Source organism: Thiohalobacter sp. IOR34, from assembly GCF_030406045.1.
Classification (GTDB): Bacteria; Pseudomonadota; Gammaproteobacteria; order Thiohalobacterales; family Thiohalobacteraceae.
Map to the genome: position 1 here is coordinate 1,181,551 of NZ_CP128988.1, position 16,506 is coordinate 1,198,056.

General features: G+C 68.5%; 15 protein-coding genes. 12 read left to right on the forward strand and 3 right to left on the reverse strand.

The genetic code is table 11. The features are described from left to right. Positions 1-30 precede the first annotated feature (30 nt). From mrcB to QVG61_RS05510, 12 genes are all read left to right on the forward strand, one after another. Complete coding sequence (mrcB, locus tag QVG61_RS05455) at positions 31-2,376, forward strand: penicillin-binding protein 1B (RefSeq protein WP_289932343.1); 2,346 nt, start codon at positions 31-33, stop codon at positions 2,374-2,376. Beyond that, positions 2,373-2,885: a tetratricopeptide repeat protein gene (locus QVG61_RS05460; RefSeq protein WP_289932344.1), complete on the forward strand. Its 513-nt coding sequence runs from the start codon at positions 2,373-2,375 to the stop codon at positions 2,883-2,885. The genes mrcB and QVG61_RS05460 overlap by 4 nt, the downstream gene beginning before the upstream one ends. A 77-nt stretch (positions 2,886-2,962) precedes the next feature. Next, complete coding sequence (locus QVG61_RS05465) at positions 2,963-3,493, forward strand: hypothetical protein (protein ID WP_289932345.1); 531 nt, start codon at positions 2,963-2,965, stop codon at positions 3,491-3,493. 23 nt (positions 3,494-3,516) lie between these two features. Beyond that, a complete protein-coding gene (locus QVG61_RS05470) occupies positions 3,517-5,469 on the forward strand; it encodes an ATP-dependent DNA helicase (RefSeq protein WP_289932346.1) in 1,953 nt (650 codons plus the stop codon). Further along, positions 5,466-6,149 (forward strand): tRNA (adenosine(37)-N6)-threonylcarbamoyltransferase complex dimerization subunit type 1 TsaB, encoded by a 684-nt coding sequence (tsaB, locus tag QVG61_RS05475; protein WP_289932347.1) that lies wholly within the window; start codon positions 5,466-5,468, stop codon positions 6,147-6,149. The genes QVG61_RS05470 and tsaB overlap by 4 nt, the downstream gene beginning before the upstream one ends. Before the next feature lie 22 nt (positions 6,150-6,171). Next, the gene (locus QVG61_RS05480; protein WP_289932348.1) at positions 6,172-6,450 is read left to right on the forward strand and encodes a hypothetical protein; all 279 of its coding nucleotides are present in this window, start codon (positions 6,172-6,174) and stop codon (positions 6,448-6,450) included. Continuing rightward, a complete protein-coding gene (gene modA / locus QVG61_RS05485; RefSeq protein WP_289932349.1) occupies positions 6,447-7,205 on the forward strand; it encodes a molybdate ABC transporter substrate-binding protein in 759 nt (252 codons plus the stop codon). Before QVG61_RS05480 ends, modA begins: the two co-directional genes overlap by 4 nt. Before the next feature lie 9 nt (positions 7,206-7,214). Continuing rightward, complete coding sequence (gene modB, locus QVG61_RS05490; RefSeq protein ID WP_354671189.1) at positions 7,215-7,895, forward strand: molybdate ABC transporter permease subunit; 681 nt, start codon at positions 7,215-7,217, stop codon at positions 7,893-7,895. Beyond that, positions 7,892-8,962, forward strand: coding sequence for a molybdenum ABC transporter ATP-binding protein (gene modC / locus QVG61_RS05495; RefSeq protein ID WP_289932350.1), 1,071 nt, complete (start codon positions 7,892-7,894; stop codon positions 8,960-8,962). Before modB ends, modC begins: the two co-directional genes overlap by 4 nt. Before the next feature lie 399 nt (positions 8,963-9,361). Continuing rightward, a complete protein-coding gene (locus QVG61_RS05500) occupies positions 9,362-11,617 on the forward strand; it encodes a hypothetical protein (protein ID WP_289932351.1) in 2,256 nt (751 codons plus the stop codon). 51 nt (positions 11,618-11,668) lie between these two features. Beyond that, positions 11,669-12,739, forward strand: a complete 1,071-nt coding sequence (locus tag QVG61_RS05505; protein WP_289932352.1) for a hypothetical protein — start codon at positions 11,669-11,671, stop codon at positions 12,737-12,739. Next, a complete protein-coding gene (locus tag QVG61_RS05510; protein WP_289932353.1) occupies positions 12,736-13,455 on the forward strand; it encodes a hypothetical protein in 720 nt (239 codons plus the stop codon). The genes QVG61_RS05505 and QVG61_RS05510 overlap by 4 nt, the downstream gene beginning before the upstream one ends. 779 nt (positions 13,456-14,234) lie before the next feature. Here QVG61_RS05510 and QVG61_RS05515 read toward each other — a convergent pair. Genes QVG61_RS05515 through cmoA form a run of 3 tightly spaced genes read right to left on the reverse strand, consistent with a single transcriptional unit; the run spans position 14,235 to position 16,502 of the window. Continuing rightward, complete coding sequence (locus tag QVG61_RS05515) at positions 14,235-14,756, reverse strand: disulfide bond formation protein B (protein WP_289932354.1); 522 nt, start codon at positions 14,754-14,756, stop codon at positions 14,235-14,237. Positions 14,757-14,784: 28 nt separating this feature from the next. Then, positions 14,785-15,762, reverse strand: coding sequence for a tRNA 5-methoxyuridine(34)/uridine 5-oxyacetic acid(34) synthase CmoB (cmoB, locus tag QVG61_RS05520; protein WP_289932355.1), 978 nt, complete (start codon positions 15,760-15,762; stop codon positions 14,785-14,787). Next, a complete protein-coding gene (gene cmoA, locus QVG61_RS05525) occupies positions 15,759-16,502 on the reverse strand; it encodes a carboxy-S-adenosyl-L-methionine synthase CmoA (protein WP_289932356.1) in 744 nt (247 codons plus the stop codon). The genes cmoB and cmoA overlap by 4 nt, the downstream gene beginning before the upstream one ends. Positions 16,503-16,506: the final 4 nt, after the last annotated feature.

The window sequence follows — 16,506 nt, forward strand, 5'->3', positions numbered from 1 at the left end:
GCGCTTTCAGCGCCCGATGTGACCCCCTGGATGGCAGCCCGCCGCAAAGCCCGCCGCAAGAACGCCAGTACCCGCTCCCCCAAGAAACGCCGCAAGGCAGGCCGCCGCGGCGGCCGCTCCGGCTTTCCCTGGCTGCGGCTGTTGCTCACCCTGCTGGTGGCGCTGGCCGCCTATGGCGTCTACCTCGATGCCCGGGTCCGCAGCCAGTTCGAGGGCAAACGCTGGGCCCTGCCGGCCAAGGTCTATGCCCGGCCGCTGGAACTCTATGCCGGTCTGGAGCTCAGTGCCCGCGATTTCGCCGCCGAACTCGAACAGCTCGGTTACCGGCCGGTGCGCAGCCCGCGGCGGCCGGGTGAGGTGGCGCGTGACGGTGGGCGCTTCGATCTCTATACCCGCGCCTTCGCTTTTCCCGACGGGGCCGAACCGGGCCGGCGTATCCGGCTGCGCTTCGAGGCAGGGCGCCTGGCGGAGCTGAGGGCAGCGGATACCTCCCGGTCGCTCGATCTGCTGCGACTCGAACCCCTGCAGATCGCCAGCATCTATCCCGCCCACCGGGAAGACCGCATCCTGGTGCGTCTGGACGAGGTGCCGCCGCTGCTGATCGAGACCCTGATCGTGGTCGAGGACCGGGCCTTCTACCGCCACCATGGCATCTCGCCGCGCGCCATCGCCCGTGCCATGCTCGCCAACCTGCGTGCCGGCGGCCTGGTGCAGGGCGGCAGCACCCTTACCCAGCAGCTGGTCAAGAACTTCTATCTCAGCCAGGCGCGCACCCTGAGCCGCAAGCTCAACGAGGCCCTGATGGCGCTGCTCCTGGAGCTGCACTATTCCAAGGACGAGATCCTCGAGGCCTACCTCAACGAGGTCTATCTTGGCCAGGACGGGGCGCGGGCCATACACGGCTTCGGCCTGGCCAGCCGTTTCTATTTCGATCGCCCGCTGAAGGACCTGGCGCCGGAGCAGATCGCCCTGCTGGTGGGGCTGGTCAAGGGTCCCTCCTACTACGACCCGCGTCGTCATCCGCAGCGCGCCCGTTCGCGTCGCAACCTGGTGCTGGAACTGATGGCCAGCCAGGGACTGATCGAATCGTCACGTCTGGCCAGCTACCGGGCGCGGCCGCTGGGCACGGTGCGCCTGCGCAGGCTGGCGAGCAATGCCTATCCTGCCTTCCTCGAACTGGTGCGCAGTCAGCTGTACCGCGATTACCGGGAGGAGGATCTGCGTTCCGAGGGGCTGCGCATCTTCACCAGCCTGGACCCGCGCATCCAGCGTGCCGCCGAGGCCGGCCTGGCCACCCGGTTGGGCCGCCTGGAACGGTTGCGCGGCATGGAGAGCGGCGTGCTCCAGGGGGCGGTGCTGGTGACCGGGACCGAGGACGGCGAGGTGCTGGCGGTGGTCGGCGATCGCCAGCCCCAGCAGGCCGGTTTCAACCGTGCCCTGGCTGCGCGGCGACCGGTCGGTTCGCTGCTCAAGCCGGCCGTCTATCTCACCGCACTGGCCGAGCCGCGGCGCTACACCCTGGCCACCCTGCTGGACGACAGTCCCCTGGAGGTGCAGCAGCCGGACGGCAGTGTCTGGGCGCCGCAGAACTACGATCACCGCTTTCGCGGCCCGGTGCTGCTGCATGATGCCCTGGTGCATTCCTATAACGTACCCACGGCCCGGCTTGGCCTGGCGCTCGGCGTGCCGCAGGTGATCGGGATCCTGCACCGGCTGGGCCTGGAGCGGGAGTTCTCGCCCTGGCCCTCGCTGCTGCTCGGCGCGGCGGAACTGACGCCGCTGGAGATCACCCGTCTCTATCAGACCTTCGCCGCCGGGGGGTTCCGCACGCCGCTGCGCGCGATCCGCGCCGTGCTCTCTGCCACAGGGGAGGCGCTGCAGCGCTATCCGCTGCAGGTGGAGCAGGTATTCAGCCCGGCGCAGAGCTTCCTCATCAACAGCGCGTTGCAGGACGTGGTGCGCGAGGGGACGGCCGCCCCCCTGGCGCGGCGCTTTGGCGCCGAGGCCGGGATCGCCGGCAAGACCGGTACCACCGACGATCTGCGTGACAGCTGGTTCGCCGGTTTCGACGGGCGGCGGCTGATGGTCGCCTGGGTCGGCCGTGACGACAACCAGCCGATGGGACTGACCGGCAGTGCCGGGGCCCTGCAGGTGTGGTCCGAGGTGGCGGGCCGGATCGGCATCGTGCCCCGGCGGATGCCTCAGCCGGAGGACATCGAATGGGCCTGGATCGACCGGGCCAGCGGTCTGCGTGCGGACAGCGGCTGCGAGGATCGCATAGAATTGCCCTTCATCGCCGGTACCGTGCCGACCGGGCTGGCGCCCTGCGCGGGTCGCGGGCCGGCCGGCTGGCTCAAACGTATATTCACACCATGACGACACGCACGACATTTCGCTGGCTGCCCCTTGCCATGTTGCTGCTGGGCGGTTGTGCCAGCGTACCGCCGGGCGGGGCGCCGCCGGTGGAGGAGCGCGGCGATGCCGCGACCCGCTCCGTGCCAGCGCCGGGCCCGACGCCCGGGGTCGAACGCCGCCCCTACCGTGCCGAACCGCCGGCAGCGCAGCGCTCAGCGGTCGAGACCCTGGTGGCACGCGCCGACCGGGCCGTGCAGGGTGGCCAGTGGGCCGAGGCCGGTGCGGCGCTGGAGCGGGCCCTGCGCATCGCCCCGGGTGATGCGCGGCTCTGGTACCAGCTGGCCGAGGTGCGTCTGGCACAGGGCCGTTATGCCCAGGCGGTGCAACTGGCCCGCAAGTCGAATGGCTATGCCAGCGGCGAGCCGCGTCTGCTGCAGGCCAACTGGCGGCTGATCGCCGAGGCCCTCGAGGCCCTGGGGGATGGCCGCGGCGCCGCAGAGGCGCGCCGCCGCGCCGCCCGCTACCCCTGAGCACCGGCTCGGGGCATCCCCAACTTGTGTACAATGGCGGTACCCGCGCCGGGGGGCGCATACGTCCACAAGAGACCATGTCCGATTCGTCCGATCACGCCAATCCCTATGCCGTCGATCGTCTGATCGCCGAGGCGCGGCGGCTGGCCGCCGAGTACCGGCGTGCTACCGGCACCCCCTTGCCCGGCATCAGCAGCGAGATCGCCGAGAACGACGCCGCCCGGCTGCTCGGGCTGGAGCTGGTCAAGGATCCGCAGCAGGCCCATGATGCCCTCGGCCGCGGCCGCCGCGAGGGGCTGCGCTACCAGATCAAGAGCCGCACCATCTTCGACGAGAGCAAGAGCGGACACCGCATCGGCCAGCTCAAGGTCGACAAGGAATGGGACGCGGTGTTGCTGGTGCTGATGGACGAAGACTACGAACCCTTCGAGATCCACGAGGCCGACCGCGAGACCCTGCTCGAGGCCGTGGCCGAATCGGCCAGCAGCCGGCGCAGCAAGCGCGGCGCCCTGTCGGTGGCCAAGTTCAAGGCCATTGGCCGGTTGGTCTGGACCCGTGAAGAGGGTGAGATCGACGACGAGATCTGGGACAACCAGGGGGGCGACTGAACGCCCCGCGTCCCCAGGCCACCATGTCCCTGACCCCTCCAGAACCTGCCGAGCTGCTCAGCGCCCAGGGGCCGCTGGCCCGCCGCCTGCCGGGTTTCGCGCCGCGGGAAGCCCAGCAGCGCATGGCCGAGGCCGTGGCCGATGCGCTGGCCGCTGGCGAGAACCTGGTGGTCGAGGCCGGCACGGGTACCGGCAAGACCTTCGCCTACCTGGTGCCGGCCCTGCTCTGCGGCCGCAAGGTGATCGTCTCCACCGGCACCCGGCATCTCCAGGATCAGCTCTTCCACCGCGACCTGCCGCTGGTACGCGAGGCGCTCGGCACCGGGGTCGACGTGGCCCTGCTCAAGGGCCGGGCCAACTATCTGTGCCTGCACCGGCTGGAGCTGGCCGAGGCCGAGGGGCTTTCCGCGCGGCGCCAGGCCCGTGAGCTGCAGGCCATCCGCCGCTGGTCCGGCAGCACCGCCGACGGTGACATCGCCGGCATCGGCGGGGTGCCGGAGGACGCCGCAATCTGGCCGCGGGTGACCTCCACCAGCGACAACTGCCTGGGTGGCGAATGCCCGCGCCATGCCGACTGTTTCGTGGTCAAGGCGCGGCGCCGCGCCCAGGAGGCCGACCTGGTGGTGGTCAACCATCACCTGCTGTTCGCCGACATGGCGCTCAAGGAAGAAGGCTTCGGCGAGCTGCTGCCCGAGGCCGGCGCCTTCATTGTCGACGAGGCCCATCAGCTGGCCGAGACCGCCTCGGCCTTCTTTGGCCTCAGCCTGGGCAGCCGCCAGTTGCTGGGCCTGGCGCGCGACGCCGTGCTGGAACATCTTGCCGAGGCTGGCGACATGGCCGCCTTGCCGGACAGCGCCCGGGCGCTGGAGACGGCGGTCGCCGATCTGCGCTTGGCTTTCGGCCGCGACAGCGGTCGTCGCCCCTGGCAGGCGGTGCAGTCCGTTCCCGAGGTGCAGGCGGCGTTGCAGCGCCTCGGCGAGATGCTCGACGAGCTGACCGCCTGGCTGGAGGCGGCGGCACCGCGCGGACGCGGTCTGGAGGCCGTCTGGCACCGCGCCCAGGGTCTGCAGGAACGCTTGCGGCTGGTGCGTGAGGCGCCCCCGGCGGGCTATGTGCAGTGGCTGGAGACCTTCCGTCGCAGTTTCGGCATCCACTTCACCCCGCTCGACATCGCCGCCATCTTCCGCGAACAGCAGCAGCATCTGGAGGGCAGCTGGGTGTTCACCTCGGCGACACTGGCGGTGGGCGACAGCTTCGAGCACTTCACGGCCCAGCTTGGACTGGAGGCCCCGCGCACCCTGCGCCTGGACAGCCCCTTCGACTATGTCCGCAACACGCTGTTGTACCTGCCGCCCGGGCTGCCGGCACCGAACCAGCCCGCCTACAATGCCGCCGTGACCGAGGTCGCCCGTCAGCTGCTGCCGCTCAGCCGTGGCCGGGCCTTCCTGCTGTTCACCAGTCACCGGGCGTTGCGCCAGGCGGCCGAGGCATTGCGCGACAGCCTGGACTATCCGCTGCTGGTGCAGGGCGAGGCGCCGCGTTCCGAACTGCTGCGCCGCTTTCGCGAGCTGGGCGACGCGGTGCTGCTCGGTACCGGCAGCTTCTGGGAGGGGGTCGACGTGCGCGGCGAGGCGCTGTCGCTGGTGTTGATCGACAAGCTGCCCTTCGCCTCGCCCGGCGATCCGGTGCTGCAGGCGCGCCTCGACCTGCTGCGCGAGCAGGGTGGCAACCCCTTCATGGACTACCAGCTGCCAGGGGCGGTGATCGCCCTCAAGCAGGGCGTGGGCCGGCTGATCCGCGACGTCAGTGACCGTGGGGTGCTGGTGCTCTGCGATCCCCGCCTGCTGGACAAGCCCTACGGGCGCCTGTTCCGGGCCAGCCTGCCGCCGATGCCGCAGAGCCGCCGGCTGGAGGACGTGGCGGCGTTCTTTGCCGGCCCAGGCACGGCCGAGGCCGCCGCCGGAGGCGGTACATGAAGCTCCTGGCGCTGGATACCGCCACCGAGGCCTGCAGCGCCGCGCTGCTGGTCGATGGCGAGCTGCGCGAGACCAGCCGGGTCGAGCCGCGCGGCCACGCCCGCCTGCTGCTGGCCATGATCGAGACCCTGCTGGCCGAGGCCGGGCTGTCGCCGGGACAGCTCGACGGCCTGGCCTTCGGTCGTGGCCCCGGCAGCTTCACCGGCCTGCGTATCGCCGCTGGCGTGGCCCAGGGCATCGCCTTTGCCGCCGATCTGCCGGTGCTGCCGGTGTCGACCCTGGCGACCCTGGCGCAGGGGGCGAGGGACGCAGCGCTCGAGGGCGTGCTGGCGGCCATCGACGCGCGCATGCAGGAGGTCTACTGGGGGGTCTACCGCAGCGGTGCCGAGGGCCTGGTCGAACTCGAGGGCGAGGAGCGGGTCTGCGCGCCGGCGGCGGTGACGGTGCCGGCGGGCGGGCGCTGGCGTGGGGCGGGGACCGGCTGGGGCAGCTATGGCGAGGCGCTGGCCGCGCGCTGTGCCGGTCTGCAACTGGTGGCGGTCGAGCCCGGCGCCCTGCCGCATGCCCGCGACATGCTGCCGCTCGCCGCGGCGGCACTACGCGTCGGTGGGGGGCTGCCGGCCGAGCAGGCGCAGCCAGTCTATTTGCGCAATAATGTCGCCGACCGCCCGCGCTCCTGAACGGGGCGTTCGGAGAGATCCCATGAGCGACGAGGCATTGCAGCAGGTGCTGAAACAGGTGCGGGAACGGGTCGGGGCCGACACCCACGGCGCCGCCTCCCTGGTGCTCTTCGCCCTGATGAAGACCCTGTCCACGGACAACGGCCAGTACCTGTTCCTGCTCAACAAGCTGCAGGACCTGCAGGCGGCGGACCGGCGCCTGGCCTACGGCCTGATGGAACTGATGGCGCGTGGCCTGCACCGGGACGCCAACTGGCAGCAGACCCTGACCGCCATCGAGACGGAGATCCGCGGCGGATGATGCGCGGCCGGTTTCGCCTGCGCCCCCTTTTGTTCTGCATCGCCCTGCTGGGCAGCGCGGCACCGCGCGCCGAGACCCTGCAGGTCGCGGTGGCCGCCAATTTTGCCGCCGCCCTGCGCGCGCTGGCCGAGCGTTTCCATGCCGACAGCGGTCACCAGCTGCTGCTGGCCGTCGGTTCCACCGGCAAGCAGTATGCGCAGATCCGCCACGGCGCCCCGTTCGACCTGTTCTTCGCCGCCGACCGCAGACGGCCGCGGCTGCTGGAGGAGGCCGGGCTGGCCTTGCCCGGCAGCCGCTTCACCTATGCCGTCGGCCGGCTGGCCCTCTGGTCGCCCGATCCCGCACGGGTGGATGGCGAGGGCCAGGTGCTGGAGCGCGGCGATTTCCGCCACCTGGCGATCGCCAATCCCCGACTGGCGCCCTATGGCCTGGCGGCAAGCCAGGTGCTGCGTCTGCGCGACCTCTGGGCACGCCTGCTGCCGAAGCTGGTCTATGGCGAGAACATCGCCCAGACCTTCCAGTTCGTCGCCAGCGGCAATGCCGAGCTGGGCTTTGTCGCCTGGTCGCAGCTCAAGCGGCCGGGGGTGGCCATCCCCGGTTCCTGGTGGCTGGTGCCGGCCGTGCTCCACTCGCCGATCGAGCAGCAGGCGGTGCAGTTGACCGACAGCCCGGCGGCCGCGGACTTCCTGCGCTTCGTGAAGAGCCGGCCAGGGCGGCGGATCATCCACGACTTCGGTTACGCCACCGTCGACTGAGGAGGCATCGTGCTGGCCGGGAACGACATCGCCGCCCTCTGGATCACCCTGCGCCTGGCCGGATTGACCACCCTCATCCTGCTGCTGTTCGGTACCCCCCTGGCCTGGTGGCTGGCGCATGGCGAGGGACGCCTGAAGACCCTGGTCGAGGCGCTGGTGGCGCTGCCGCTGGTGTTGCCGCCGACGGTGCTCGGTTTCTATCTGCTGATCCTGCTCGGTCCCCAGGGGCCGGTCGGCGGCCTGCTGATCCGGCTCGGCGGCGAGGCGCCGGCGTTCCGCTTCTCCGGGCTGGTGATCGGCTCGGTGCTCTATTCGCTGCCCTTCGTGGTCCAGCCGCTGCGCAACAGCTTCGCCGCCCAGGGACGGCGCCTGTTCGAGGCCGCCGCCACCCTGCGGGCTTCGCCGCTGGACCGTTTCTGGAGCCTCGCCGTGCCCCTGGCCAGGCCGGGTTTCCTGACCGCAGCGGTGCTCGGCTTTGCCCACACCATCGGCGAGTTCGGGGTGGTGCTGATGATCGGCGGCAACATCCCCGGCCGCACCCAGGTGCTGTCGATTGCCATCTACGACCATGTCGAGAGCCTGTCCTATGACCAGGCACACTGGCTGGCGGGGGGGCTGCTGCTGTTCGCCTTCGTCCTGCTGCTGCTGGTCTACAGTCTCAACCGCCGTGCCAGGCCGGCCGTGGCATGAGCATCGAAGTCCGCTTCCGTCTGCCGCTGGGCAGTTTCGAGCTGGATGTCGATTTCAGCATCCCGGCGCGCGGCGTCACCGCCCTGTTCGGACCCTCCGGTTGCGGCAAGACCACCTGCCTGCGCTGCATCGCCGGCCTGGAACGGCCGTTCGAGGGGCGGCTGAGCGTCGCCGGGCGGCTCTGGCAGGACAGTGCCTCGGGCCGGTTCCTCGACCCGCACCGGCGGCCGCTGGGCTATGTCTTTCAGGATCTGGCCCTGTTCCCGCATCTCTCGGTCCGGGCCAATCTGGAGTACGGCTACCGGCGGCTGGAGGCCGCCCGGCGCCGGCTGCATCCGCCGGAGGTGATCGAGCTGCTCGGTCTCGGGTCCTTGCTCGAGCGCTCCCCACTGCGTCTCTCGGGCGGTGAGCGCCAGCGGGTGGCCCTCGGCCGGGCGCTGCTCACCAGCCCGGAACTGCTGCTGCTGGACGAGCCCCTCTCGGCGCTGGATGACAGCAGCAAGGCGGAGATCATGCCCTATCTGGAACGCCTGCACCGCGAGCTGGAGATGCCCAGCCTCTACGTCAGCCATTCCCTGGACGAGGTGGCGCGCCTCGCCGACCGGGTGGTGCTGATGGAGGCGGGGCAGGTGCGTGGTCAGGGGCCGGTCGGCGAGCTCTTCACCCGCCTCGACCTGCCGCCGGCCCACCGGCCGCAGGCGGCGGCCATCATCGAGGCCGAGGTCAGGGGGCAGGACGGCGAGTTCTGCCTGACCGAACTGGGTTTTTCCGGTGGCCGGCTGCGCCTCCCCTGCACCGAGCTGCCGGTCGGTACCGCGGTGCGGGTGGTGATCCATGCACGCGACGTCAGCCTCGGCCTGCAGCGGGCCACGGACACCAGCATCCTCAATATCATCGAGGCGCGGGTGACCGGTCTCAGCGAGGACGGGCCGGCGCAGATGCTGGTGCGCCTCGATGCCGGCGGCCAGGCCCTGCTGTCGCGCATCACCCGCAAGTCGGCGGTCCAGCTCGGCCTGCGTCCGGGGCTGGCGCTGTACGCGCAGATCAAGAGTGTGGCGCTGCTCTGACCGCCCTGGTCACCGCTTTCGACCCACACAGACGTAACGCTCCATGACCGGTTGGAGGCATCGCGAATTGGCGGTGATCCAGGTCACGATCAGGGCAGTCATGCTGCCGCGGCGGCAGCCCCGGTGCCTGGTGCGCACCTCCGTTGTGCGTGGGAGCGGCTTCCAGGCCGCGATGGGTTTTTTCCCGACCTGGCTTGACGCTCGATAGGGCCAGCGGTAGATTCGACGGCAAGGCAGACAATAACCACAAGAATCCAAACAAAAGGAAAGGGGGGGGTCGCCATGGGTATTCGGCAGACAGGCATCTCTGTCTTGTTCCACGCCATGGTTCTGGTTTCGCTGCTTCTTCCCCCTGTTTCCCACGCCGATGTTACCGCCGATGCCCTTCGCAAATGGGGTGTGACGCCCGGCCAGAAGGCCGGGGGCGACATCGCTGCCAGCGAACGCTTGCAACCCCTGATCGACAATTACCCCATCTGGCTGGCGGCCAGGTTCATCCCCGACTATTTCGACGATGAGATGGTGCGCCGCTATGTGATCAAGGAGCTGGACAAGGCGCGCCGCTTCTACCGCGAGTATCGCGGCAGGGGGCCGGACAAGCCCTGGCTGAGCAAGGCCGAGGTCAAGGACCGCAACCCGGAGCTGGCGGCGCCGGAGTTCATGGACCGCTACAAGGCGCTGATCCGCGACTTCACCAATGGCCTTTCCACCCGGCTGCGGGTCTATTACCAGATCGGTGCGCCGAACTACAACGTCAAGACCGGGCGCATGCAGTTCGGGCCCTCGAAGGAGCAGACCAATCTGGCCTGGCAGGTGACGCCAAGCGAGCACAACAGCCGTGGCTATATCGCCTTCCGCCAGCAGTTCGGCGCGGAGATCGCCAATCGGGCTGCGGAAAAGACCGCCGGCTACCGCCTCGGCCTGTTGAGCACCCACCAGGGGGACGACGTGCGCATTCGCCTGGCGCCGGAAACCTATGTCCCCCTGATCCTCAGGAGTGTTGGCAAGCCGGCCGCCTCGCGGCTGCCGATCTACCTGGCCCTGGACCGGGATCTGATCACCCAGGGCCTGCCCATGTCCCAGCGCGATGCCGAGCGTTTTCTCAACAAGTATGCGAATCGGTCCAACGCCAGCGTCCGTATCGACATCCGGGTCAAGGATGCGGTGCGTCTGCGCCGCGTGCTGCGCGGGCGGCCCGTGGCCGAGGAGGTGTTGATCCTGGTGGCAGACGTCGAATCGCTGAGTCTCCATTCGCCACCCCGCCCGGTGCGGGTGAACGGCGTGCCCACCGCCAAGTCCGAACTGGTCGCCCGCTACGCGGCGGCGGATCTTCCGCCGGCCAGCGACACCCTGGCCCAGCAGCGGGCAGCCTACGAGAAGCAGCACCAGCAGGCGGCACGGGAGGCGGAGGAGGCCAAGCGCAGCCTGGCCTCGGGCATCGAGGCCAAGACCCGCGAGTGCGAGGCCAGCGGCGCGCCCCAGTGCTGGGGGGAGCTGTGCAAGGCGATAGCCCGCCAGGGCGACCGCAACAAGCTGGCCTGGTGTACCGAGAAGCGCAAGCAGTCGATGCTCGCCTATGGCAAGGCGATGAAACAGCAGCGGATGCAGGCCATGCAGCAGTCGGCCAGGGAGATCATGGCCGCCAAGGCGCCACCAGGCACAGCCAAGCAGGCCGCGATCCCCGCGCATTGCCGCTCGCGCTACAGCGGCAGGAATGCCGCGCCCTGGTATCCGCACAGTGGCAGCGCCGAGTATGACGCCGCCCTGCAGGCCTGCAGCAAGGAACGGGTCCGCAAGCCCTACGGGCCGGACATCCTCGGCCTGCGTCTGGGGATGAGGGTCAACGACGCCTTGCCCCTGCTGCAGCGGCAGCAGATGAGCCGCCGCGCCACCAGCAACGACGCGCGGCCCTTTCACGAGGCAAGCCTGGAGTGGAACCGCAAGGGTGACCACGGCATCGCCCTGTTCTATCTCTTCAACGGCGAGTTCAAGCGGCTGGCGGCGGTCAGCCGGCGGCTCTATCTCGACGACAAGGCGATGGGCATAGAGCAGGTCCGCGACGGACTGCGCAAAAAATACGGCCGTGAGCTGTGGACAGGGAAGGGCGAGGCCGGTTCCATGCTCTGGGCGTTCGCCGGGCAGGACGGGGGCGCGGATGCGAAGGCCTGTGCGGGGCTGGTCGAGCTGCTCGAGGAGCGCGCGGGCTGGAGCCGGGAATGGGAGGCGCCACGCTCCAGCCGCAGCACGCGCAGCAGCGCGGGCAGTGCCTCGGCGAACGATATCAAACAGCAGTGCTTCGCCGAGGCCGGCATCACCCTCGGTGGCATGCCGGCCATGGACATGGGCAAGATGATGGCCCTGCAGCGCTGCATGCAGGAGAAGGCTGGGAAGATGATTCCCGGCGCAGACCCCGCGGAGAAGGACAAACAGACGGCCCGCCTGCCGCTGATGGTCGACAAGGGCGGTGAGGCCGCGCGCTATGCCCGCTTCAGGAACTGTGGCCCAACCATCATTGCCCGCTTCAAGAACGGGGAGGACGGCAAACTGCAGGACCTGTCACTGCTGCTGCTCGATCCAGCCTGGCTGGCGGAACAGCCGGGCTTCATGTTCGACGCGGCAGGCGTGGCGGAAGGCGGTGCCGGGATCCAGTTCTGACAGACGGAGAGGACGACGATGAGCCACGACAGGACGTTTTCGCTGCGGCAAATGCCGGTCCTGCTTTGGCTGGTGGCGCTGCTGTTGCCGCTGCATGCGGCCAGGGCCGACGACACAGCGGCGGAGGTCTTCCGCCAGTTGCCGGAGGAGATCCAGAACCGCATCCTCGACGAAACCAGCAAGGCGCGGCAGGAATGTTCCATGGCCAGCCTGCGCCGCGCCCATTATGACTGCAACTGCGTGGCCGAGGCCTTCAAGCAGGCGCGCACCCTGGGTGGGCCGCAACCCCCCTATCACGAACTCTATTCGGGAGCCTTCGAGAAACGCTGTATCGACCGCGAGGCCGTCACCAAGCTGTACGAGAGCCAGTGCATGCAACAGAACAGCGTTAAATTGCAGGCAGGTGCCAGGGACTATTGCGCCTGCTATGGGGAGAAGACCGCCGAGCGTTTCCTCGACAAGCCCTATTTCAGCAATGAATACCGGGGCCTGGTGCACCGCGAGGTGAGCAAGGCCTGTGACTGGAACCGCTATCTGGCGGCGGTGTTGGCGCGGCAGGAAAAGCAGAAGCCGCAGGCGGCTCCCCCTGCAGCTCCTTCCGGGGTTGGCGCCACCCCCTATCCCTGGGAATGGCTGTCGCTGGGCATGCCGCCCGAGGAGGTCGAGCGCAATCTGCTCGCGGCCGGCCTCAAGGTTCGTTTCAACCGCAAGCACTGTTTCGACAGGAAGTACTGCGATCGCGAATATATAGGCGCCCTGCCAGGCACGAAGTACACGAGGATCCGCCTGACGGTCAGAAAGAGATGGATCACCGGGCTGAACATGGAGATCAGTTATCCGCCTTCGGCCCGGGCCGAGGTGGAGAAACGGCTCGGCAGCAGTATCAGCGATGCCATGCTCAAGCCGGCGGAAGGGCAGTCGGAAGCGAAGGCCCCCTACTGCAATGCCAAACGGACGACCTGTTACAACATCCCCGATCCCACAACCCCGGCGGAGAGTCCGCGCATGCTCTATCGTCACTTCGGCTTGGGGAAGGACAAGGCTGGCAGGTGGGGAAGGCTGTCCTACCGCATCAACGCCGCCGCCTATCTTCTGTCTGAGCTGGGACTCACAGCACAATGAATGATGCCCGAAACCGCAGCACCGCCATTGTCCGCCGTCAGCGGTTTCCCCTGAGCTTCAGGGTCGGTGCGCTGGCCGTGCTGCTGGCCGCAGGGCTGCCGGCGCAGGCCGCCAAGGGGGTGAAGCTGCGCACTGCGGCCTTCTGCCCGGACTATACGCAAGGCGACACCTGGACCTTCCGCGAGACCATCCGACCCAGGAGCGGCGGCCCTGTCAGCCAGAACACCGTGACCTTCACGGTCACCGACATCAGGGGGGACAGGGTCACCATCGAACAGCTCAGTTCCGGTTCACCCACTGGCAAGATCGTCGCCGAGTACCGGGTGGACAGAAACGGCGGTCTGGTCCCGGTCAGGACGCTGATGAACAACGCCAATGTGGTGATCGAACAGACCTCGCAGACCCCCATCTGCCCACCGGTCACCGGCGCGGTGCTCGAGGCAACCAGCCAGGTCAATGGCATGCCCGCTTCCAACATCCGCCTGACCTTCCTCGGCGTCGCCCCTAAACCCACCCCCGTCAGCGTCCCGGCCGGCACCTTCGACACCTATGCCGCCCAGTATCGGATCACGATCACGCCGCTGGCCGGCGGCGGCCCGTCACAGACCACCACCGGCACCTGGTACATGGTCAAGGGCCTGGCCAATGCCAGGCAGACCATGGAGACGCCGGAGGCCAGCATCACCCACGAACTGCTGAATTACAGTATCCAGTAACGCGCAGTAGATGCGGGTTAAGGAATGTCTGACCAAACCTGGCCGTAACGCCAAGAAGCGTCCATGAATTCAACCACTAGCAACTTGGCGCCCTTGGCGTCGTGGCGGCTATGTCAATTGCCCAGCGTTTCCTAGCCCGGATATTGCATCAGGACCCCGGATGATGGCGTGGCTGGACCCGCCGGGGATCGCGGCCTGGAGGCCGCTCCTACGGGGCATGGCGGCACCCTGGTAGGAGCGGCCTCCAGGCCGCGATTGGCGTGGTGTTGACAGGCCCTGGTATGCGGGCCAGAGGTTCTGGAATCGAATGGCACAACCTGTATCCCGCCATGAAGGCCTATTTGCGAGTTCATGTCTTGGTACCCGCCTTTTTGTGTTGCCAAGCCGGTATCCATGCCTTGACCGGATATCTCGGTTATCCAACTGAAATTCATTGCTATTCTCTGTTGGCTCCTTGGCGCTGTGATTGTCGATATATCTTACATTCAAGAAGCGGGGCAGGGGGCAGATCAGGGTGTTTACTAAGACAAACGATAACAAAGCCTCATTCAGCGGGTCTCTGGACGATCAGCCCGCAAGGCGCAATGGCGCCGGCAGGGTGATTCCCTGTCAAGCCATAGCAACCTGCGGATGGCCGTCCAGAGGCCCGCCCGCAGGGAGCTTGCCAGGCGCCCCGGCTCTGCGTTGTACCCCTTGGCAAGGGCGGGCCATTCCCTGCGGGGCACGCCTTGATCCGGGGCGCCTGGCAAGCTCTGAATGACGCTTTGTTATCGTTTGTCTTAGTATGTCTTGTCACCACCCCTTTTGCGTTGCCAGGCCGCCAGCATCAGGCCGCCGGCTGCCAGGCTGAGCAGGGCGCCGATCGCCACCAGGCCCTCGGCCATGGTGATGCCGAGGGGCAGGTCCGGGGTGTAGCCGCAGGGGGTCTGGGGCTCGAATACGCTCGGCAGCCACTTGTCCAGCGCGAACCAGGCGGGCAGGCCGGTATCCATGCTGCAACTGCCTTCCAGGGTGCCGCGCTCCACGCCAAGCAGCTTCCAGGCACGTTCCAGCAGGCCGATACCGATGCCGGCGGTCAGGGCGTGGCTGGCGAGATTCAGTGCGCGGTGCCTGCGGGTCAGCAGGCCGAACAGGGCGGCCAGGATCAGCGCCAGTGTCCAGATGCGCACATGGATGCAGAGCACGCAGGGCCAGTAGTCCAGGCGGTACTGGTAGAAGAGGGCGATGCCTTCCATCGCCACGCCCAGGCCGGCCAGGGCCAGCCAGTACCAGGAGCTCTTGCCGGTGTCTGCCAGGGTCATTGTCGGATCTCCATGTCGTGTTCGTTCTTCAGTCCGGCCGTTCGGCGAGCAGGATGGCGCGCCGCGGGGCGGGGTGCCCTTCGACCGTCAGGCTTGGATCTTCGGGGTCGAGGCAGCGGTCCAGGGATTCGAAACGCATCCAGTCGGTGCTGCGTTGTTCGTCGGGGGTGGTGGGGCTGACGTCGACGCAGCGGATGTGACGGAAGCCGCAGCGGGCCAGCCAGGCCTCGAGTTCGGGCACCGAGGGGATGAACCAGACGTTGCGCATGCGCGCGTAGCGGCCATCCGGCACCAGCACCTCGCCGCGGCCGCCGTCGATCACCAGGGTCTCCAGCACCAGTTCCCCGCCGGGACGCAGGGCCTCGCGCAGCCGGAGCAGATGGTCGAAGGGCGAGCGGCGGTGATAGAGCACGCCCATTGAAAACAGGCTGTCCCAGGCCGGCAGTTTCTCCGGCAGATCCTCCAGCGCCAGCGGCAGCACGAACAGTCCCTGGTGGCCGGCATAGCGGCGCACGGCCTGGTACTGCATGAGGTGGAGCAGGGTGGGATCGATGCCGACCACCAGGGCGGCGCCGCGGGCGATCATGCGCCAGCCGTAGTAACCGTTGCCGCTGCCCACGTCGAGCACCCGGCGGCCGGCCAGCGGCGCGATATGGGGTTCCAGTCGCGCCCACTTCCAGTCCGAGCGCCACTCGCTGTCGATGTGCAGGCCGAAGAGTTCGAAGGGGCCCTTGCGCCAGGGATGCAGTTCGCGCAGGGCGCCCTCGAGGCGGGCGCGCTGTTTCCCATCGAGATCGGCGGCACGGCCGATCCGGGGTCGCGGCCGGTCCAGCTCGACGGTGGAAGGAACCGCCTCGGGCAGGCTGGCGAGGGCCTTTGCCCAGCGTGTCAGGTCGCCGTGGCGCGCCGGGTGCAGCCGTGCCTCGACCTGGTCTGGCAGCGTCTCCAGCCAGTCGGTGGCCGGCGTCTCGGCGAGCGCTGCATACAGCGGGCGGTAGTCGATCATTTGAAGGCGGCCAGGGCGGCGAAGTTGAAGCACTGGAACCAGGTCTCGATGCGCTGGAAGCCGGCCCAGCCGAGGCGTTCGCGGTGCTGTTCCAGGGTGTCCGGGATCAGCACCCGTTCCAGGGCGCTGCGCTTGCGGCTGATCTCCAGCTCGGAGTAGCCATTGGCACGCTTGAAGGCGAGGTGCATGCCGGTGTGGAAGTCATGGCTGAGTTCGTTGGCGAAGTCGATCTTCTCCGCCAGCAGCAGCACCCCGCCGGGGCGCAGGCCATGATGGATCCGCTCCAGCAGTGGCAGGCGGTCGGCGGGGTCGATGAACTGCAGGGTGAAGTTGAGCACCACCACCGAGGCGTCTTCGATGGGCACCTCGCGCAGGTCGGCGCAGCGCAGCTCCACCGGGGTCGGCTGCGGATCGGCGGCAAGGTGTTCGCGGGCCCGTTCCAGCATGGCCTCGGCGTTGTCGACGGCGACGATGCGGCAGTCGGGGTGGGGGATGCGGCGGCGCATGGCCAGGCTGGCCGCGCCCAGCGAGCAGCCGAGGTCGTAGAGGGTGCTGCCGGGCTGGGTATAGCGTTCGGCGAACAGCCCGAGCAGGCCGATGATTTCCCCGTAGCCCGGCACCGAGCGGCGGATCATGTCCGGAAACACCCGCGCCACCGCGCTATCGAAGCGGAAGTCGACGAGCATTCCGGGATCGTCGGCGAACAGCCGGTCGCGGGGCGGATCGGTCGGGTCGTTCATGGCC